General features: G+C 67.1%; 14 protein-coding genes. 4 read left to right on the top strand and 10 right to left on the bottom strand.

Annotation, left to right across the window (positions count from 1 at the left end):
• The first annotated feature begins 13 nt into the window (after positions 1–13).
• From E3T31_RS08510 to E3T31_RS08500, 3 genes are read left to right on the top strand one after another with little or no spacing between them, the layout of a single operon-like run.
• Entirely contained in the window at positions 14–1,000 is a 987-nt protein-coding gene (locus E3T31_RS08510; RefSeq protein WP_198416999.1) for a glycosyltransferase, read from the top strand.
• Positions 997–2,115: a polysaccharide pyruvyl transferase family protein gene (locus E3T31_RS08505; RefSeq protein WP_134468356.1), complete on the top strand. Its 1,119-nt coding sequence runs from the start codon at positions 997–999 to the stop codon at positions 2,113–2,115. The genes E3T31_RS08510 and E3T31_RS08505 overlap by 4 nt, the downstream gene beginning before the upstream one ends.
• Positions 2,112–3,308, top strand: a complete 1,197-nt coding sequence (locus E3T31_RS08500) for a glycosyltransferase family 4 protein (RefSeq protein WP_134468355.1) — start codon at positions 2,112–2,114, stop codon at positions 3,306–3,308. The genes E3T31_RS08505 and E3T31_RS08500 overlap by 4 nt, the downstream gene beginning before the upstream one ends.
• Here E3T31_RS08500 and E3T31_RS08495 read toward each other — a convergent pair.
• The 8 genes from E3T31_RS08495 to E3T31_RS08460 all read right to left on the bottom strand — a co-directional run bounded on the left by E3T31_RS08495 (position 3,262) and on the right by E3T31_RS08460 (position 16,588).
• Positions 3,262–5,193, bottom strand: coding sequence for a right-handed parallel beta-helix repeat-containing protein (locus E3T31_RS08495; protein ID WP_134468354.1), 1,932 nt, complete (start codon positions 5,191–5,193; stop codon positions 3,262–3,264). The two genes, E3T31_RS08500 and E3T31_RS08495, sit on opposite strands and share 47 nt — an antisense overlap.
• A 519-nt stretch (positions 5,194–5,712) precedes the next feature.
• On the bottom strand, positions 5,713–7,248 hold the full coding sequence (locus tag E3T31_RS08490; protein ID WP_134468353.1) for a right-handed parallel beta-helix repeat-containing protein: 1,536 nt from the start codon (positions 7,246–7,248) through the stop codon (positions 5,713–5,715).
• 508 nt (positions 7,249–7,756) lie between these two features.
• Positions 7,757–8,761 carry a glycosyltransferase gene (locus tag E3T31_RS08485; RefSeq protein ID WP_166788441.1) on the bottom strand — a complete coding sequence of 335 codons (1,005 nt, stop codon included), beginning with the start codon at positions 8,759–8,761 and terminating at the stop codon, positions 7,757–7,759.
• Positions 8,758–9,807 (bottom strand): polysaccharide pyruvyl transferase family protein, encoded by a 1,050-nt coding sequence (locus E3T31_RS08480; RefSeq protein ID WP_134468351.1) that lies wholly within the window; start codon positions 9,805–9,807, stop codon positions 8,758–8,760. The genes E3T31_RS08485 and E3T31_RS08480 overlap by 4 nt, the downstream gene beginning before the upstream one ends.
• Entirely contained in the window at positions 9,804–11,060 is a 1,257-nt protein-coding gene (locus tag E3T31_RS08475; RefSeq protein WP_134468350.1) for a glycosyltransferase, read from the bottom strand. The genes E3T31_RS08480 and E3T31_RS08475 overlap by 4 nt, the downstream gene beginning before the upstream one ends.
• On the bottom strand, positions 11,057–14,002 hold the full coding sequence (locus tag E3T31_RS17735) for an oligosaccharide flippase family protein (protein ID WP_206750312.1): 2,946 nt from the start codon (positions 14,000–14,002) through the stop codon (positions 11,057–11,059). Before E3T31_RS17735 ends, E3T31_RS08475 begins: the two co-directional genes overlap by 4 nt.
• Positions 13,999–14,997, bottom strand: coding sequence for a glycosyl transferase (locus E3T31_RS08465; RefSeq protein WP_198416998.1), 999 nt, complete (start codon positions 14,995–14,997; stop codon positions 13,999–14,001). The genes E3T31_RS17735 and E3T31_RS08465 overlap by 4 nt, the downstream gene beginning before the upstream one ends.
• A gap of 160 nt (positions 14,998–15,157) precedes the next feature.
• Complete coding sequence (locus E3T31_RS08460; RefSeq protein WP_166788433.1) at positions 15,158–16,588, bottom strand: O-antigen ligase; 1,431 nt, start codon at positions 16,586–16,588, stop codon at positions 15,158–15,160.
• Between the two features lie 235 nt (positions 16,589–16,823).
• Here E3T31_RS08460 and E3T31_RS18555 point away from each other — a divergent pair, with 235 nt between their 5' ends.
• Positions 16,824–17,342, top strand: coding sequence for a DapH/DapD/GlmU-related protein (locus tag E3T31_RS18555; RefSeq protein WP_304993882.1), 519 nt, complete (start codon positions 16,824–16,826; stop codon positions 17,340–17,342).
• 31 nt (positions 17,343–17,373) lie between these two features.
• Here E3T31_RS18555 and E3T31_RS08450 read toward each other — a convergent pair whose 3' ends face one another.
• Both E3T31_RS08450 and E3T31_RS08445 read right to left on the bottom strand, forming a co-directional pair.
• Positions 17,374–17,952 carry a YdcF family protein gene (locus tag E3T31_RS08450; RefSeq protein ID WP_134468347.1) on the bottom strand — a complete coding sequence of 193 codons (579 nt, stop codon included), beginning with the start codon at positions 17,950–17,952 and terminating at the stop codon, positions 17,374–17,376.
• Positions 17,949–19,058, bottom strand: coding sequence for an acyltransferase family protein (locus E3T31_RS08445; protein ID WP_134468346.1), 1,110 nt, complete (start codon positions 19,056–19,058; stop codon positions 17,949–17,951). The genes E3T31_RS08450 and E3T31_RS08445 overlap by 4 nt, the downstream gene beginning before the upstream one ends.
• Positions 19,059–19,070: the final 12 nt, after the last annotated feature.

Here is a 19,070-nt window from a genome sequence, read left to right as displayed (position 1 = left end):
GAAGGGAGCCTCAGTGTCCGTGCACTCGTCGTACCCGCTCGATCCGCTGCCGCCCAAGCAACGGAAGCTTCTGCTCGTCGCCTCAACCGGCGGCCATCTCGCTCAGCTCGTTCGCCTCGCCCCCGGACTTGGCGCCTCGCCGAGCTCGCTCTGGGTCACCTTTGACTCCATGCAAAGCCGATCCCTGCTGGCCGGTCAGCGCCGCATCCACGTGCCCTATGTACGCCCGCGCGACTACCTCGGCATGATGCGCGCGGCCGGAATCGTCCGGCGGGTGCTCAAACACGAAACCTTCGACGGTGCTGTGAGCACGGGGGCCGGCCTGGCCGTGGCCGCGCTGCCCCAGGCCGCGATCAGCGGCGTGCCCAGCCTGTACATCGAGAGCGTCTCGCGAGTGGAAGGCCCCTCACTCAGCGGGCGGGTGCTCGCCGCCAGCCGGCTAGTCAGCGTGCGCACCCAGCACCCGGCCTGGGCGACGGAGCGGTGGAGAACATACCCGAGTGTGCTCTCCACGTACCATGCGCTGGTCAAACACGCGCCGGACCGCCCCAGCCTGTTCGTCACCCTCGGCACCATCGAGGGGTACCGGTTCGACTCCCTCGTCGATGCCGTGCTCGCGAGCGGCCTCGCCGACGACCGCACCGTCTGGCAGCTCGGTTTCACCACCGACCGGACCGACCTGCCCGGTCAGGTACACCAGATGATGCCGACCGCGATGTTCGTCGATGCTGCCCTCACGGCCGACGTCGTGATCACCCACGCCGGCGTTGGCACCTTCATGGGCCTGCTTGAGCTGGGGGTCTTCCCGGTGATCGTGACCCGCCGCAAGCACCGCGGCGAACACGTCGACGACCACCAGATGCAGATCGCCGAGCTCGCCGAATGCCTCGGAGTCGCTCGGGCCGTTGATGCGCCCGATCTGACGGCTGAGATTATCCGCTTCGCTGCCGGCCGCGCGATCGACACCGGCGTGAGCGTTTCGCTGACCACCGACCGATGAGCGCCACCGCACCAGGCGAGCGGATGCCGCGCGAAATTTTCGTGCCGGCCCGCGGACAGTACGACAACATTGGTGACATTCTGCTCCGCCGGCAGCTGCTCGACTGGTTGCGGCCCAACGGCCCGCTGCACATCTATGTCGGCGAAGCCCCCGATGGCTACGCGGAAGGACTCGGCCTGGCGCCGGACGATGTGCAGTACCGGTCCTTTCGTGCCTGGTACGCGGCGGCACTGCGCAGCGCCGCCCGCGGCCGGGCATCGTACGTGTTCAAGCCGGGAGAAATTCAGCTGACCCTGATCGGCATGAAGGAGCACCTCGCCATGCTGCCGGTGCTCGCGCTCGTGCGCGCTCGACATGGCCGGGTGGCCCGGGTGGGCGTGGGCAGCCGCAATTTTGCACCGCTGCCGCGCGCCCTGATGGGTCCGTCTATTGCGCTGTCCAATCTGTCGCTCTGGCGCGATGCCGCCACCGCCGGATATCTCGGGCAGGGCCGCATCATGCCCGACCTCGCCTTTGCGAGCGACGGTCGGGCAGAAAAGCGTGATCTGGCCGACGAGGTTCGCGACGTGCTGGTCGTATCCATGCGCTCCGATCTGGACTACCCGAGCGACGAGTGGCTCGCCGGGGTGCGAGCCGTGGCGGCCGACAATGGCCTCACGATCTGGTGCGTGACCCAGGTTCTGCGCGACGACGACAAGTGCGGCCAACTCGCCGCCGACCTCGACGGGCAGGCCCTGCGCTGGAACGGCACCGGCCACGACGAGCAGGAGCAGTGCCTGCGCGACCTCTACCGAAGGGCGGCGCTCGCCGTGAGCGACCGGCTGCACGTGCTTGTCGGCGCGCTCACCGAGGGAGCAGTTCCGGCCGCGCTCCTGGTCAGCGGACAGCCCAAAGGTGGTCGGGCGGACAAGATCGCCCGGCATTTTGCCGCGGCCGGTCTGCACGACGTGAGCATTGACAGCGCAGGACTCAGTGGCGCCCAGATCCGGGATCGGCTGCAGAACCTGCTCGGCCGGCGCGAGCCCATTTTGGCCGGCCTGGCCGAAGCGCAGGCCGAATTACAGACTGTGCGTCGCCTGCTCGACCAGGTGCTGAGCATCGAAAGTGTGCGGTGAGCATCAGCGAAGCGGACGATACCGAGCCGATCAACATAGCGGCACTCACGATCAACCCGCGAAACGCTGACCCGCTCAATACCACCCCGGTCGCCGCCCAGTGGCACGTATCCCGGCGCACGGCCGAACGTTTCATTGCCGTGCACGTTGGACGCAGCGGTGAGGTCGCCGGCGGCATGAGTCAGGTGGTCAATGGCTATTTGGCGCATTCCTTTGTCGACTTCGAGTTGCGTGTGGTGTCCTCGCGGGACGGCAGCGGCGGGCTGCGCGCGGCCGGGGTTGCAGCATCCGCTTTCTGGAAGCTGCTGCGGCTGGCCAACCCGGAGCGCACCGTCGTCGTTGCACACCTGTCCCAGGGCGGATCCTTCGCGCGGGAAGGCGCGCTGCTCGCCCTGGCCCACGCGCGTGGTTTCGCGACCGTGGCACAGCTGCACGGTAGTTCGTTTGCCGACTTCGCCCGCAAGCGCCCCGGTCTGGTGGGGAGCGTGCTGCGCTCCGCCGACGTGGTGCTGACCCTGTCGGTTGAATCGCACGCTGCGGCGGCGGAGTTCGTGCCGGGGGAGCGGGTCGTACTCGTGCCGAACGCCGTCGCCGCTGGTGCCGTGCGGCAGATCGAGAACCTCGTCGTGTTCGGCGGTGCGGTCAGCAAGCGCAAGGGCGTCGACATGCTCGTGGCGGCGTGGGAACGGCTCGCGCCGCAGCATCCGCTCTGGAAATTGGTCATTGCCGGGCCGATCGGCGACCAGCCTGCGCAGCCGCTGACTGGGGCGGAATTTGTCGGCCCGCTCAGCCATGCTGCCCTAATGGAGCTGCTCGAGCGCTCCGCGATCGCGGTGTTGCCCTCCCGCGACGAGGCGATGCCTATGTTCATTCTCGAGGCGATGGCGCGCACCAATTGTGTCGTGGCGACCAGCGTCGGTGGGGTGCCGGCCGTCCTGGCCGGTGGGGTCGGCATGCTCATGGAGCCCGGCGACGTCGACGCCCTCGAGGCGGCCCTGCACCGGGCGATGACGGATGCCCCCTGGCGCGCCAAAAAGGCGGATCTGGCCAGATCCGCCTTTGAGACTACCTATTCGGCTGCCGCGGTCTTTCCGTTGGTCGAGCGCAGCTGGACCACTGCACTCGAACGACGAAGCGACCGGGTGGCTAAGAGGTACAGGCCAGGTTCGAGAAACCGGACCCAGCAGCCGTGACGGTGTTGGAGCAGTAGACCTTGGTGCCGCTGGCACCCTTGCTGCCCTGTTCGTGGATGAAGAAGCCGAAGCCCGCGGCGTTGACCGGAACGGTGTTATCGAAGAACACGTTGCGCAGGCCCCAGCCGGCAACGCTTCCATTGACCGCGAAGCCGTGCATGGTGCTGTTGGCACCCTGGTTGTAGTAGATCTGCCAGTCGTTGCCCTTGACCTTGACCCATTCCTCGGCGCGCGGCATGGCGTTGGTGCCGTCAATGACGTTGTCGCGGATGATGCCGTTCGAGGTGCCTTCCTTGACCTCGATCGGCTGGGCGCCGGTGAGGCTGATGGTGTTGCCCATCAGGAGGGTGCGGTCGGTGCGGTCGGGCAGGCAGTCGGTCTGGGCGCACCAGTTGGCGTCTGAGGTCCCGATGTAGATGCCTTCACCGTAGAACGGGTCGCGCTTGCCGGTATTGCGAATGGTGTTGCCGACGACTTTGCTGTCGGTGGTGAAAGCCCGCAGGTGGATGCCTTCATAGCCGATGTTGTCAACCAGGGTGTCGGCGATGGTGACGTTCTTGCTGCGGATCACGCTGATGCCCTTGAGGCTGTTGGTGACGGTCATTCCGGCGACCACGAGGTTCGAGGAGTTGGAGATCTGGATGCCGTGGTTGTTCTGGATGCTGCCGACGTTGACCACGGCGGTGCGCGGTCCACAGACCCAGACCGGGTTGCTGGCTGTGCCGTTGACGGTCATGTTGATCTGGGCGTTGTAGGTGCCGGGGGCCATCTTGATGACGGTGCCGGGCTGTGCCTGGGCCGCGGCGGTCATGAGCTCCTTAGCGGTCGTCACGGTGACGGTCGCGGCCGGGCAGTCGGCGTAGCGATGGGTGCTGATCGGTGCCGGGGTGGGCGCGGTGCTCGGCACTGCCGACACGACGAAGGCGTCGACGATGCTGCTGGTTCCGGTGGAGCGGGCATCCTTCTGGCCGGTGCGGGATACCGTGATGGTGTGGGTGCCGGCGGAGAGGCTCGTCGTGCTGTAAGCAACCTGCTTATAGGCCGTGCTCGCGGAGTAGCCGTTGACCGCAGCGACGACCTGGCCGTCAATGGCGACGTTGCTCGTGCCGGAGCTGCTGGTCAGACGGGTGATGAAGGCAATGCTCGAACCCTGGAAGGTTAAGGAAGCGCTGCTCGAGGTGGTCGAGAACTTGACCGATCCGCCGGAGTCGTTGCTGGAGCCGGAGGTGCGCCAGGTGCCGGCGTACGTGACCTGCGCCGATTCGCTGTCGATGGTGGTCGAGCCGGTCGGGGCGTCCGTCGTGGCCGTCGTGGTCACCGGGACCGCGGTGGCGGTCGGGGTGGGCGCCGGCGCTGGCGCGGTTGCGGTTGCGGGGGACTTGGTGAGGAACGCGTCGACGATGCTGCTGGTTCCGGTGGATCGGGAATCCTTCTGGCCGGTGCGGCTGACCTTGATGGTGTGGGTCCCGCTGGAGAGGTTCGTGGTGCTGAACAGGCTCTGCTGGTACTTCGTCGTGGCGGAGTAGCCGTTGACCGTGGCGACCACCTTGCCGTCGATCGAGATATCGCTCGTGCCCGAGCTGCTGGTCATTCGGGTGATGAAGGCCACGGTCGAGCCCGTGAAGGTCAGTGAGGCGCTCGTTGCCGTTGTGGAGGCGAACTGCACCGATCCTCCGTTGTCGGAGGGTGAGCCCGTGGTGCGCCAGGTGCCGGCGTACTTGACCTCTGCGGAGGCGCTGTCGATCACCGTGGTGCCGGCGGGCGCTGTCGCGGCGGAGGCCGCTGCGGAGGCCGCTGCGGTGGGGATCATGGCGCTGAGCGGAACCAGCGCGGCGATGGCGACGGCGGCGATGGTGGCACGTCGGGTGAAGCGGGGGAACAACATAGTGGACCTTCCGGATGTTCATGGACTTGGTTGTTACGTCCGTGAACCCGAGGGTTTTCGACGCACATGATCTTCGTGATGCTCGGCGGTGATCGCCGTGCTCACGTCGTCAATTAGCGTCTGAACTGCTGCACGTTACCCGTGTGCAAATGGGTTTGTGGGCACGAATCAAGCGGATGCGAATGCCTCTCCTCGCGCGGGCGTGCGCGTGCGCTGCAGCGTCAGTCTCGGCGGTCGGCTGCTGCGAAACTGAGCGAGCCTCTTGATTTGGCCCTGACCAGTGCTAATGCCCATTGTGGGCTAAGTCACCGACTCGACGGGAAGGAGGCAGCGGGCTGTCCGACGTGCGGCACCCGTCATTCCTGTGAAAGTGCCTAGAGTGGTTTTTGAACCCTTGAGTTTCTGTCTCCCGGCCTTTTGTCTCCCGGACTTCTGTCGCACTGCTCGGCCACGCGGGTTTGCTGCTGGCGCGAGCAACTCAGCTCAGCGCGTGCAGCGTTCGGCCGCGCGCCGCAGCCGCTACCCGGTGCAGGGGAGGTTGGAGAAGCCCTCGGCCGCGCGGGTGACCGAGTTCGCGCACGAGACCTCGGTGTCGCTCGAGCCCTTGCGGCCCTTCTCGTGGATGAAGAAGGCGTATCCCCCGGCATTGACCGCACCGGAGTTGTCGGTGAAGGTATTGCGCAGGCCCCAGCCCGCGACACTGCCGTTGACCGCGAAGCCGTGCAGGGGGCTGTTGCTGCCCGTGTTTCCGACGATGGTCCAGTCGTTGCCCTTGACCTTGACCCATTCCTGAGCGTCCCGCATGCCGTTGGCGCCGTCGATGACGTTGTCGCGAATGACGCCGTTTGACGTGCCTTCTTTCACCTCGATCGGCTGGGCGCTGGTGCTGCTGATCGTGTTGCCCAGCACCCGGATGCGATCGGTACGATCCGGCCTGCAGTCGGTCTGCGCGCACCAGTTGTTCTCCGAGGTACCGATGTAAACGCCCTCGCCGAACTGCGCATCGCGCTGGCCGGTGCGTGAAATCGTGTTGCCCACGACGGTGCTGTCGGTCGTGAAATCACGCAAGTGGATGCCCTCGTAGCCGATGTTCTCGACGCGCGTGTCGGCAATCGTGACGTTGGTGCTGTGAACCACGCTGATGCCCTTGAGGCTGTTGGTGACGGTCATGCCGGCGATCACGAGGTTTGAGGAATTCTTGATCTGGATGCCGTGGTTGTCCTGAACGCTGCCGACATCGATGACGGCGTCACGCGGGCCGCAGACCCAGATCGGGTCGGCTGTCGTGCCGTTCGCGTGCATGTTGATCTGGTCCCGGTAGGTGCCGGGCGCCAGGTGGATGACGGTCCCGGGTCGGGCACGGTCGACGGCGGACATGAGCTCGGCGGCGTTGCTCACCGCCTCGGTTGCGGCCGGGCAGTCGGCGTAGCGGTGCACGCCGGACGGCGTCTGCACGAGCGGGAGAGCTGGGGCGGCGATCGGCGCCGGTGCTGGAGCGGAAGCGGCTCCGGGATTGACGACGAACGCGTCAATGATGCTGTTGGTACCGGTGGAGCGGGGGTCCTTCTTGCCGGTGCGGGTGATCATGATGGTATGGCTGCCGCTGCCGAGGCCCGTCGTGCTGAACGCGGTCTGCTTGTGTTGGGTGGTCGCGGAGTAACCGTTGACGATTGCGACGACCTTGCCGTCGATGGAAACCGTGCTCTTTCCGGAGCTCGTGGTGGTGCGTGTCACGTAGGCGACACTGGATCCCTCAAAGGTCATCGAGGCGCTGCCCGGGCTGAACTGAAACCGCACCGATCCGCCGCGGTCGGCGGCATTGCCGGTGGTGCGCCAGGTTCCGGAATAGTTGATCTTTGACGACTTGCTGTCGATCACGGTGCGTACGGTCGCGGCGGCCGCCACTTCACCGCCTGGAACAGGAATGGTGAGGGGAGCGAGCACCGCAATCGTGACAGCGAAGAGGGCGGCGACAGCGATCACGGCGTGGCGGGCGGACGTCGTGGGCCGGTGAGCGTGCGGTTTACTGTCAGTGGGCTGGCGAAAAAGGGGCACGGTGGACGTCCTCCGGAGAATCGGGTTCACGAATGGACAGCGGGTGCTGTACGCGTTCGAAGCGCTAGGTACGGTTCGAACGAGCTGATGTAGCGGTCGCACCGGCTGCGCGGGCGAGGGTCGGTTCGTCGACCTTGGCGATCCGGGCAGGAGTGTCGTGATTCCGCGTGATCTGAAGCAGCGTGTCGTTCTGACAGGTGCCTGGTGGCGGATGCTGGCCCGGTGGGTGCATGGTGCGTATTCAGTGTTCGATGACCGACAGCGTAGGGACTACTCGGATTGAACTATGGCACTGAGCCTATCGATCACCAAAGTCGAATCCGTTTCACTTTCCTGTGAAGGTGCCCCGAATGCCGCTGTCCCGCGTGACGAAATATCCCGGCGGGCGGATGCAGCGACTCTGCCGCGCCGTGAGTTCCACCGCGAAAAATCGTTCCAATCGGCACGAGGTTCACGGCTCGGTGGCTGAAATTCGCGGTTTGGCGAGTGGATGCCGCAGCGAGGCAGCTCAGGCGGTGCCCTGCTCGGCCGCGAGGCGCAGCACACGACGGTGCAGCCCAACGCTCACCTTGGCGGTGGCGGCCAGCGCGAGGCGCTTCCAATCGCGGCGGCGCGCGGCGAGCAGCACGAGCCGCCAGGTCAGCCGCGAGCGCAGTTCGGCGACGATCTCGTCGCGCTCCTCGGCGTCGTATGGACCGCTCAGAGCGTCTTTCAGCCCGGACAGCAGCACGTAGCGCAGTCGAAAATAGCCGTACGAGTTGGAGCCGATGATGCGGGTGTCGAGGGTGATCGCGGCAGTGGTGACGGCCTGCTCGACCAACAGCAGCGATTCAGCCCGGCGCGACCCGGAGCGGATGATCGACCCGCCGCGCACGACATAGAAGTAGAGCGTGTCGCTGATCGCGGCGACCCGATCGGACGCGGCGAGCAGCTGCGCGACCATGGCCAGATCGGAGTGCACCCGGGCCGGCGTGAACTCGATCTCGCTGGCGAGAGCACGTCGGAACAGCTTGTTCCAGAGATGCCCGGTGATGTCGCCGTCGAGCAGCAGCCCAAATGCCGCCGCACCGGTGATCGGCTGCGGCAGAGCGGGCGCGGCCAGGGCGCGCCGCTGGCCGGGATAGACGTACTCCGCGCCGCAGATCACCACGTCGGCGCCGGTCGACCGGGCCGCAGTCACGAGCTTGTCCAGCGCGGACTCGGCCCAATCATCGTCACAATCGACGAACCAGAGAAACTCACCCCGGCTTTCGGCGACCGCCCGGCTCCGGGCGAGCGCGACTCCGCCATTGCGTTCCTGCTGAAAGAAATGAACGGATGCGTGCGCGCCGGCCACCCGCGCACCGATCGCGGCCGTCGCATCCGTTGAGCCGTCGTCGACCACGATGATCTCGATGTTGGACAGAGTTTGGCGGAGCAGCCGGTCGATGGCACCTTCCAGAAACTCGGCGGCGTTGTAGGCCGGAACGATGACGCTCACGACCGGCCACTCGGTCGCGTCGGCCTCGCTCACTCGGTCAGCTTTCGAATCGAACGGGTTAACTCCAAAAGCGAAGCCCGGGCCTCGACCACGTGCCGCAGAATCGGTTCCCGGCGGCTGATCACATCGCGGGCGCGACGCTCGAGCGCCGCGGCGTCTGGCAGGGTCCAGTCGATCGTGGCGCCCTTGATGCCGACCGCATCGAGCGTGCGCGCCGCCTTGGAGTGTCCGCCCTCGGCGATCACGAGCGGCAGGGCGCCCTCGGTCAGTCCGATCACCGCCGCGTGCAGCCGGTCGGTCACCACGAGCAGCGACCGCTGGTAGACCGCCCGCAGCTTCACTTCCTGCTCGGCATGGTCCGGTCCATCCCAAACCAGCGCGGTTCCGCCGAGCTTGACGGCGAGTTCCTCGGCCAGCGGTCCGTCGCGTTCGATCTGGGAGACCGCGACGATCTGCAGCCCGAAGGCGCCGGCGAGGCCGCGCATGGCCTGAATCCACTCGGAGTCCGGGCGCCGCCCGTTGTAGCGCACCGACACGGCGAGCAGCGGCCGGTCGGGCGTCGACGCGAGCAGGTCGGCATCCGCTGCCCCGGTGGCAAAAGCCCAGTCGGGAGCGATGCGGCCGTGCCCCATCGCTGCCAGGCTATAGTCGTCGCGCCAGGCCACGAGGTCGCAGAGGCGCAGGGTCGCGGCCACCGGAATGCGCCACTTCGTGTTCTGCCGCACGCCGAACCCGGTGTGCACGGCGTGCCCGCCGCGCAGCCGATTGAGCGCGAGGTGCGGCGCAAGGCGCAGATAGCGCAGCGCGTAGGCGCGTTGCAGCTCCATTTCCCCGGCATTGAAGGCATAAACGGATGCTTCCCGCAGCGTCGACCGTGAAATCTCGCGTCGCCAGTCGGTGCTCGTGCGAAACAGCCGATCGGCGTCGTGCAGACCGAGTCCGCTCAGGTAGGAGTCAGCTCGGGATCCGACGAACACCTGCAGCTCGCCGGCCTCCCGCAGGGCGTCGAGGAAGGCCCGGCGCAGCACGGTGTCGCCGACATTGTCGATCTGGCCCATGGCCGAGGCAAAGATTCTCATGCGCGCTCCAGCGTCGAAATGAGCACTCGCTCCAGGTCGGCGCCGCTCGATTGCTCGGAGAAGCGGGCCAGCCACGGCTCGATGTGGTCGAGCGGGAGCTCGGCTGCGCGCAGAATGGCGTCCGCGAGGTCCGCGGGCCGCGCGGACAACGCGAGCTCGCCCGTGATACCGGGCACAATTGCATCCGCTACGCCGAGCGCCCCCGATACGGCCACCGAGGGATACCCGGCCGCGGCGGCCTCGACCAGTACGTTGCCGAAGCCCTCCCGGCTCGAGGTGAGCAGGGCCACGGCGTTGTCGCCGAACTCGTCGAACCAGGTCTCGACCCAGCCGCGGTGGTGAAAGATCACGTCGGCCTGTCGGGCTGCGGCCTGCACATCGCCAAGCAGCGGACCGCCGCCGAACGACACGACCTCGACAGCGACGCCCCGCCTGGCCAGTTCGGCCGCCGCCGCAATCGCCAGCAGCGGTCGCTTTTGTTCGACCAGCCGGCAAGCCAGCACGATCTGAATTCCGTTGGCCGTCCCGGGCCGCCGCGCCCCGCGCGCCACGATCGTAGCGGTGCCGGTCCGGTCGGCTCCGCTCTCGGTCACGGCTCCGTCTCCGGCAACGCGGGCGTGCACACTCGTCCGGCCCGGCCCGCGCGGTGTTCCGCGCAGCTTCGCAGTGGCCGGGTTGGCGACGACGGTGATGCGGTCTCCGCGCACGCCGAACGCCGAGACCAGCTCAGCGGCGACCGGATGCGAGATGGCGATGACATGGTCAGCCCACCGATATATCCGCTTGGCGATGCCGATCTTGACCCGGTGGGCGAGACTCGAGCCGGGCAGGCCGAGCGAGACCAGATTACGTTCGCTCACGAGCACCCGGGGTCGCACGCGCGCCGGCAGCAGCCGGGCCGCGGTCAGCAGCACGAGGTTGGGATACACCTGCAGGGCCACGGCGACATCGGGCTGCCAGTCGATCAGGCTGCGCCGCAGGGCCGCGGTCTTCGCGACATGCCCGTGCTGTCCGGCGAGAGATCGCCCCTCGACCCCCTCGGGAAGGTATCCCGGCTCCACATCGCCGGCGGTGAGCACAACACGTACCTCGTAGCCCTGGTCGGCGAGCCAGCCCATCCAGGTGCGCGCGACGAATTCCGCGCCCCCGCCGTGCAGCGACGGAATGACAAAGAGGATGCGGCGCAGCAGTGGGTGCGCCGGCTTCGGGTTCACCGGGGGAGGGGTGGTGTCGGGCGATGTGGGCTGGGTCATGCTCGGCCTTCTCTGTCGTCGCGTGGTCGCGAGAATGTGGGTCGGGATCGGGGCTGGTTAGATCGGGGTGGGTTGGCTCGGGCGCCGCTCGCAAGCCCGGTAAAATTGAGGGCGGCGAGGCGCTGCACCTCGGGCAGCTGGGCGGCCAGGCGGGCGCGGTACTCGCCTCGCTGGGCGAGGACCGCGCGCACGACGGGAACCATACGCTCGGCCAGGCCGACGCCCGGTTCTACGCACAGATCCTGCGTGCCGAACAGGCTCATCATGCCCGCGACCTTGCCCTGGGTGGACAGCGCGACGGCGGGAACCCGGTGGTACAGCGCCTGCACGGCGAGGTGCATGCGACCGGTCAGCACGATTGACGCCCCAGCACAGAGTCCGCGCACCTCGGCCGGCGTGAGCAGCCGGTTCACCAGAACCACCCGATCTTCAGCGCCGGCCCCCTGGGCGAACCGGTCGAACACCGCGCGGCAGGCGGCGGCATCGTCGCCGCTGTGCCGCACGACATGCGGCAGCAGCACCACCCGAAGCCCGGCCTCGAGCAGGGCGGTGATGATCACGGCGTACTCCGAGATCTGGTCGAAGCTGCGCCCGACCAGCGCGCTCGCGTTCACCACGGCGTAGGGCGTCGGCGCGGTGCCGAGGTATTCCGTGGCGGCGGTGGGCGAGCTTGTGCGCACCGCGAACACGGCGTCGGCGACGTCGATCACGTTCTTGAATCGGTCGGCGCGAGCTCGCGCGGATGAGACCGGGTCGCGCAGCTGCAGCCGGGTTCCCAACCGACCGGCGCGGCCGAGTGAACGGCGTACCCCCAGATTGGCGTGGCCGTTCCAGCTGAAGCCGAGAATGCGCGCTTCAACTCCGACGCTGCGGGCCAGGCTCGCGACATCCGCTCGCCGTGACGAGGCCCGCACGCTGTAGGCGCCGTCCATGATGTCGGCGCCGACCACGGTCAGTGACAGGGCCCCGCTCAGCACGGCCGCGAGCTGCACCATGGACTGTCGGTGGGCGCGGTCGTTGCCATAGATCAGGTGCGCGATCGGCTCGAGCCGTGCCCGGGCGGAATGTTCCGCCGGAATGCGCACATCAGTGGGGCCCCGCACGAGTACCCGCACCGGCCCTGTGACGTTCTCGAGGTACGCCTCGATCATGGCCTGATCGCCAATGTTTCCCTCGCCGGGCGGGGCAACGAGCACGTGCCAGCGCTCGGTGCCCGCCGGGGCCGGCCCCAGTTGCCCGATCGCCCGGCGCAGTGTGCGCCGATCACGCAGATACGGCAGAGCGGATGCCGCGGCCAGGCCGTGCAAAATCCGGTCCAGTTTGCGCACGATGCGCAGCCGGGTGCGCCCACCGCGGCGGGTTTTGCGCGCGGCAGCGGGGGGCGCCGGAGTGAGCTGATCGGTCGCCGTCGTGGACCCACCGGCAACAGCGGGTGAGGCCTTCGCCGACCGCAGAAAGCTGCGGGCCTGCGCGATCGAGCGAACATCGCGCCGAAACCGGGGCCAGACCAGCATGACGATGCCAATCGCGACGAGCAGCGCAACACCGCCGAGCGCCACCCGGGCGAGGGGCAGTTCGATCGGAATCCACTGCACGGCAGCCCAGGACGCCCCGGTGGCGAAGCCGTAGCCGAGGATGGCGCGAACGCCGGAGAAAAACATGGTGCGCGCCGGGGCATCCGTTACCCGGCTGATCCACCACAGGCCGATCGGCCAGATCAGGGCGACGCCGAGTGAATATCCGGCGGCGACGCCGTAGACGCCCCAGAAGGAGCCGAGCAGCACGAACGCGACCAGTAGCGGCCGGGTGCAGAGGGCGAAGTACAGGTTCTGCTTGGTGACGCCCTTCGACAGAAACACCCAGTAGGTCGCGTAGGCCGCAGCCTCGAAGAACCCGGCGATGGCCAGAATCTGAAAGATTGGCGCGGAGCCGAGCCAATTGCTGCCGAGCGCGATGCTGATGATCGGCAGCGCCTGAGCGCAGGAAAACGCGAGCACGATGGTGACGGCGTGCAGCATGATGGTTTGCCCGAGCAGAATGAACCGGTCGTATTTGGCCGGGTCGTCCTGCAGCCGCGCCAGTACCGGCAGCGCCACCCGGGTGGACGGGCCGTTGATCTGGTTGAGCGGCAGCAGCAGCAGCTGAAAAGCGCGGTTGTATAGGCCGAGCGGGCCCGCGCCGAGGGTCGCGCCGATCACGATGGTGTCGGTGTTGCGGCTGGCGTAGCCGAGCAGCTGGGTGCCGGCCAGGTTGGAGCCGAACGCGATCAGGTGTCGCATCGGCGTCTTGCGGTGAAACCAGCCCGGAAACCAGTTGGTGATGGGAACGAGAATGATGATGGTAAGAATGCCCTGGCTGATCTGCTGCCCGGCGAGGGCCCAATAGCCGAAACCATTGAGCGCCATGACGATGCCGATGGCCAGCCCGCCGACCTGCGCGCCGATCTCCGAGCCGGCCAGTGCCTTGAAATGAAAGTTGCGGTTGAGATCGGCCCGAAACTGGGTGGCGAGGCCGTTCAGCAGAAACGTGCCGGCGAGTACCTGGGTGAGCAGCACGAGCCGGTCGTCGCCGTACAGTGTCGCGATCAAGGGGCTGAACAGCACAGCCAGCAGCATGAGAGCGAGCCCGATCAGGCTGTTGATCCAGAACAGGTTGTCCTTCTGCTGCCGGCTGAGCTCGCGCACCTGAATCGCCGCCGACGACAGCCCGAAGTTGCGCAGCACCTCGCCGACACCGATGATGGCGGCGACCGAGGCGACGAGCCCGTAATCGCTCGGGTCGAGCAACCGGCCCAGCACGACGATGCCGCCGAGCTGCACGCCGATGCGAATGAGCTGGCCGACCAGGGTCGTCGATGCGCCCCGGCCTGCTGTGTGCCCGAGTCCGGCGGTGGAACGGGGAAACGGGGCGGAGGGGGTCGATGGTGGCATCGTCGCGGTCAACGGATGCTCCGGCGGGGCCGACCGGTCAGCTGCAAGGCCCGTAGGTAGGTGCCATAACTCTGCAGACCCAGGGTTTTCCAGTCGCGCCCGTCAAGGTGGGGGCGCGGCCGGGAGCCGGCGGCGCGCATCCGCTCCAGGGTATGGCGCAGGATCAACGGCGTGAGCTCGCCCTCGTACAGATAGATCCAGTCGGGGCCGACCTCCTCGGCCAGGGCCAGATTGGACGGTGTCGATGGCACGAGCACCGGCCGATCCAGGGAGAGGGTGACGAGCAGAACGCCCGAATTGTGCATTTCGCGGTAGGGCAACACAACCAGTTCCGCTTCGCCGACCTCCACCACGAGTTCCTCGTCGGAGACGAAGCGCAGCACCGAGCTGATGCGTTCGTCCTCGGCCTGTTCGGCGGTTATGACCGCACCGAGGCCGCTGGACGGACGGCCGACGATGCGCAGCGTCAGATCCGCGCCCGGCACCGAGCGAAACACCTGCAGCAGGGTTTCGACCCCCTTATAAGGTCGAATCAGTCCGAAATAGAGGATGCGCCCGGGCACGGAGTCCGGCAGCGGCATGCCGGCGAAGCGGTCCCGATAGTGGCCGTGCAAAATGGTGACGGCCTTGGACTCCGGCTCGACCGGAGTGGTCGGATTCAGTCGAATAACGAGCGCCGTCCGGGCATCGAGTGCCTCGAGGGCGCGGGTTTCCGCGTTCTGTCCGGCCTCGTGCGGGGTGAGGTTGTGCATGGTGCGCACGATCGGAATGCGCTGCAGCCGCGCGCGCAGCAGCAGTGCGTAGAGAGCGGCGCGACGAAGCTTCGCCTTGAGCGGCCGGGGAGCGCGAATGAGCAGCTCCGGCCAGTGCACGTGCAACACGTCGTACCGGCCCAGTAGCGCGGTGCGCCAGGTGAAGAACCGCATGGTCACGGCGTCCGGAGCGCCCTCGACGACCTGGTTGACGTAGCGCGTGGTGCCATCGGGTGCACTCAGCGATTGCAACACGGTGATTCTTGTCGTGACCGCACCTGTCGAGCCCGTGCCTGTCGAGCCCGTGCCTGTCGAACCTATCGTCGTCACGCCCATACCCCTTACGGGCCGGCAGGAAATGCCGGCGGTAACTGAGAATCTGTCGGTTTAGAGTAGCGTGCCAGCCGGCGGCACGTTAGAGGCGCGCATACCCCCGTTTGGGGCGAGCGAGTGATCGTCGTGCCGGCGCCGTGCCAAGCCCGGCGGCGGCATCCGTTTTGCCCGGATTCAGCGTCAGAATCAACAGGCAACCAAGCAGCAGGTGCATCGGGCGCAGTGCGTCGATCGCGTTGAATCCGGCGATACAGACGGTGTAGGCGACGAGAGCGGCCGCGGCGCCGACGGCACGTTGGGACAGCGCGTGCGCCACGGCCGAGCCGATCACGAGAAGAAACAGGAGCACTCCGGGCAGACCGATGCTGATCAGCAGCTGCAGCAGCGAATTCTCGATCGTGACCTCGTTGAACAGGCGCCCGGTGATGCCGGAAGTGCCAGGCCCCGACCCGATCCAACCGGTCAGATTCGCGGCCTGCAGGGACACCCAGACGCCGAGGTCGCGGGCCTGCGACGACAGTTCGGCCTCGACCGAGTTGTTGCGGGCGGTAAAGGCATCGAACTGGAAGAGTGCGACGATGCCCGCAACAACGAGCACCGCGAGCAGCGCGAATTTGCCCCAGCGCTTTTCGCCGCGCAGAACCAGCGACACGAAGTAGGCGAAACCGATGGCGATCGCCGCCGACAGGATGGCGCCGCGCGAGACGGTGGCGACGAGGCCGAGGCCGCTCAGGATCGCGGTGACGAGGGCCGCTTTCGAGTCCTCGCGCAGCCAGACGCCGATCCCCAGGGCGCAGGCGACGGCAAAAAACAGGCCGGCGAACAGCGGATGCCCAAACGATGCGGTCGCGCGATACACCGACCAGTGCTGGCTGTCGCTCAGTCCGAGCACCGTGTACAGCGTGCCCCAGATCGGATTGGCGCGCAGCGCCCCCTCGATCAGGGCGTACGCTCCGAGCCAGGCGCCGAGCAGAAGCCAGACCCGCCGAATCCAGAAGGCCTCCCGGCTCGCGGTGCCGATGAAAAGCGGAAGCAACGCGCCGGCGCTGAAACTGATAGTCCAGCCGAGGCTCGCCTGCAGGTCGGGGCTGCGCAGCAGCGTGAACAGCGACCAGACCAGAAAGAGCACCGCGAAGTAGCGGGTAGCCGACTTGAACGGGGCCGGTACCGTCGTGAGCGGAACGTTCGCCGTGGTGGTGATCAACCGGCGCAACGCCCAGATGACGATGATCATGGTGGTCAGCGGCAAGGCACCGATCGGGCCGTCCTGGGGAAGCACGCGGGCCGGAATGAGCGCAAAGATGACCAGTGCCACGGCCGGCAGAACGTGCACGGGCAGCAGGAACAGGGTCACCACGGCGACGAAGGCGAGCAGGGCCAGCGGAATCACGATAAAGCCGAGACTGGCCACGAAGCGCGGCAGCACCAGGCTCGCCACAATGACGATCAGGGCGGCGATCGCGCTGATGATGATCGGCGTGCGGCGCAATCGCAACATGGTGAAATCGAACATCGGCCGCCTTCGGGTGGTAGCGCAGAGTGGTGGCGCAGAAACTGTTGATCGCGCAGGGGATGGACGGGATGGAGCCGCAGCGCTGTTGATTCAATTAGGCGCAACGATAACACGTGAATTTTCCTCAGCGCCAGTGCAGCGGCCGGAAAACCGATACTTTAGGCGGGTTGGGCTGCACAGGCCGCGAAATTCCAGCCGCTCCAGCACCGCACAGCCGACGAAATGGAGTCTTACGGTGAAATTATCCCGACTGACCTACAAGATTCTGCGGCGTGCCCGCGGGAGGGTCTACGCGATTCGGGCGCTGGGTGTGCAGATCGGCAGTGGATGTCGCATCCTCTCTGATATCGCCACCACCGAGCCGTGGCTCATCTCGGTCGGTGACCGGGTGACGATCAGCTCCGGGGTAACCTTCATCACCCACGACGGATCGGGCTGGCTCTACCGCGATGAGCGTGGCCGCCGGTATCGCTTCGCGCCGATTCGGGTGGGCTCGGATGTCTTTATCGGCGCCGGCGTGACAGTGCTGCCCGGAGTGAGCATCGGAGACCGTTGCGTGGTGGGTGCTGGGTCGGTCGTGACGGCATCGGTGCCGGACGGCACCATCGTGGCCGGCGTTCCGGCCCGCCCGATCAAGGCCTGGCCCGAGTTTCACGCGGCGTTGCGCGAGTGGCCGGCCGAGTCCGACATGGTGGGCCAGCGCTACCGGGAGCGGGTCGATTCGATCGCCGAGGGGCTGATGGCCCGGCGCTGACGGCTTCAGCCGGCGCGTTGAGCCGGCGCGTTCAACAGGCCGGCGTCAGCCAGGCCTTGATGAATCCGGCGCTCTGGTACCCGAACTGGTACACCCACTTGGGCGGATCCATCGGCTGCGCGGCGCCGATCACCGCGAGCACCCCTGGGTAACAGCGGGAGATCTGCAGGCGGGCCCGACTCACGTGATAGCTCGAGGTGACCACGATCACGCGGTTCCAGCCCTGAGCGTTCGCGAAGGCGGCGATGGCTTCGGCCTCCCCGCGCGTGCTCGTGGGGTGCGGGTCGAAACACTCCACCTCGATCGCCGTGCCCGGCACGGCCGGGTCGCGCCCGCACAGGTTGGCCGGGCGGGTGTCCCCGCCGAAGGCATCCGAAATGAGCACGTGATCGCTGTACCCGGCCCTGGCCAGATCGAGGGCCTTCTGCACGACGGCCGCACTCCCGAGCCCGCCGAGCACGACGATGGCGTCGGCGCTGCTCGGAGCGTCTTCACGCGGAAACATGACCGTTCGCGTGGTGACGGCTACCAGGCCAACGGTCAGCAGGACGAGCCCGGTGAGGAGCACGAGGGCGCGCTGGCGCCCGGCGCGGTGGTGCCGCGATCTCACTCGCTGCGCGGCAGCATCCGCTCTGCCGGGTCTGCTGTTTCTGCTGAAGGGGATGCCGCTGCTTCACCCGCTGCCGGTGCCCGTCCGGCAAACCAGGTCGGTACTGCAAACGCGTAGCGCAGCACCGGCAGGTCGCGCACCAGTCGCCAGAGCAACAGCGACGCGGCGACCGCGAGGCCAGCGACCAGCGGGGGGAGTGCCGGGCCGAGGTGATCGAGCCAGGCTTGGCCGCGGTAGAGCAGCAGCAGGCTCGTGATCAGCGACACCAGGGGCACATGCACGACGTAGATCGGCAGGGTACTGCGGCCGACATAGGCGAGCCAGGCCATGGCGCGAAAGCCGACCAGGAATCGGGCGACGAGCAGGCCAGCGCCGAGGGCGAACAGGCTCACCACGACGAGCGTTCCGGTGATGAACGGCAGTCGTGAATCCACGGTGAGAATGAGCCCGGCCAACACCAGAAAGGCAGCGCCGAAGCCGAGGCCGAGACCGAGCGCGCCGAGGCGGCTGGGGCGGTTGACGAAGGCGAGGATCCACTCGCGCAGGTAACAGCCGAGCAGAAAGAACAGAAAGTAGCGGCCGATGCCGTTCCAAGCGATGTTGCCGGTGTCCGCGCGGGCGAAGAACAGCACCGACAGCACGACGGCGCCGCCGAGCTGCACCCGCCAGTCGATGCGGTTGCGCATGAGTTTGGCGGCCATGAAAAACAGGGCGAGGGCGTAGAGAAACCACAGGCCGTTGCTCGGGCGCACCGGCGCGAGCAGCAGATCGATCGGGTTGGTCTCGTCGAAGCCGGCCGGGTTGGTCAGGAGCGAGAAATAGCCGAAACGAATGAGGGTCCACAGGAGAAGGGCCCAGACCAGCAGGCTCAGCCGGGTTCGCCACAGCGCTGGCCAGCTGCGTTTGATGATCGAGGCGGCAAACAGGCCGGAGGCGAGAAAAAACAACGGCATGCGAAACACGATGAAGACCAGGTTGATCTTGTTCCAAAACTCCGGCGCGAGGCCGGAGAGCACCGTCCACTGCACCGCGTGCGCGAGGGCCACAAGCAGAATCGCGATGCCCTTGGCCCCGTCAACCCAGTCGACCCGCGTGCGTTCCGCCACGAACTATCTCCC

The sequence above is a fragment of the Cryobacterium sp. TMS1-13-1 genome, from assembly GCF_004403125.1.
In the GTDB taxonomy this organism is placed as follows: Bacteria; Actinomycetota; Actinomycetes; order Actinomycetales; family Microbacteriaceae; genus Cryobacterium; species Cryobacterium levicorallinum.
This window is presented reverse-complemented; position numbering and strand designations above follow the sequence as displayed.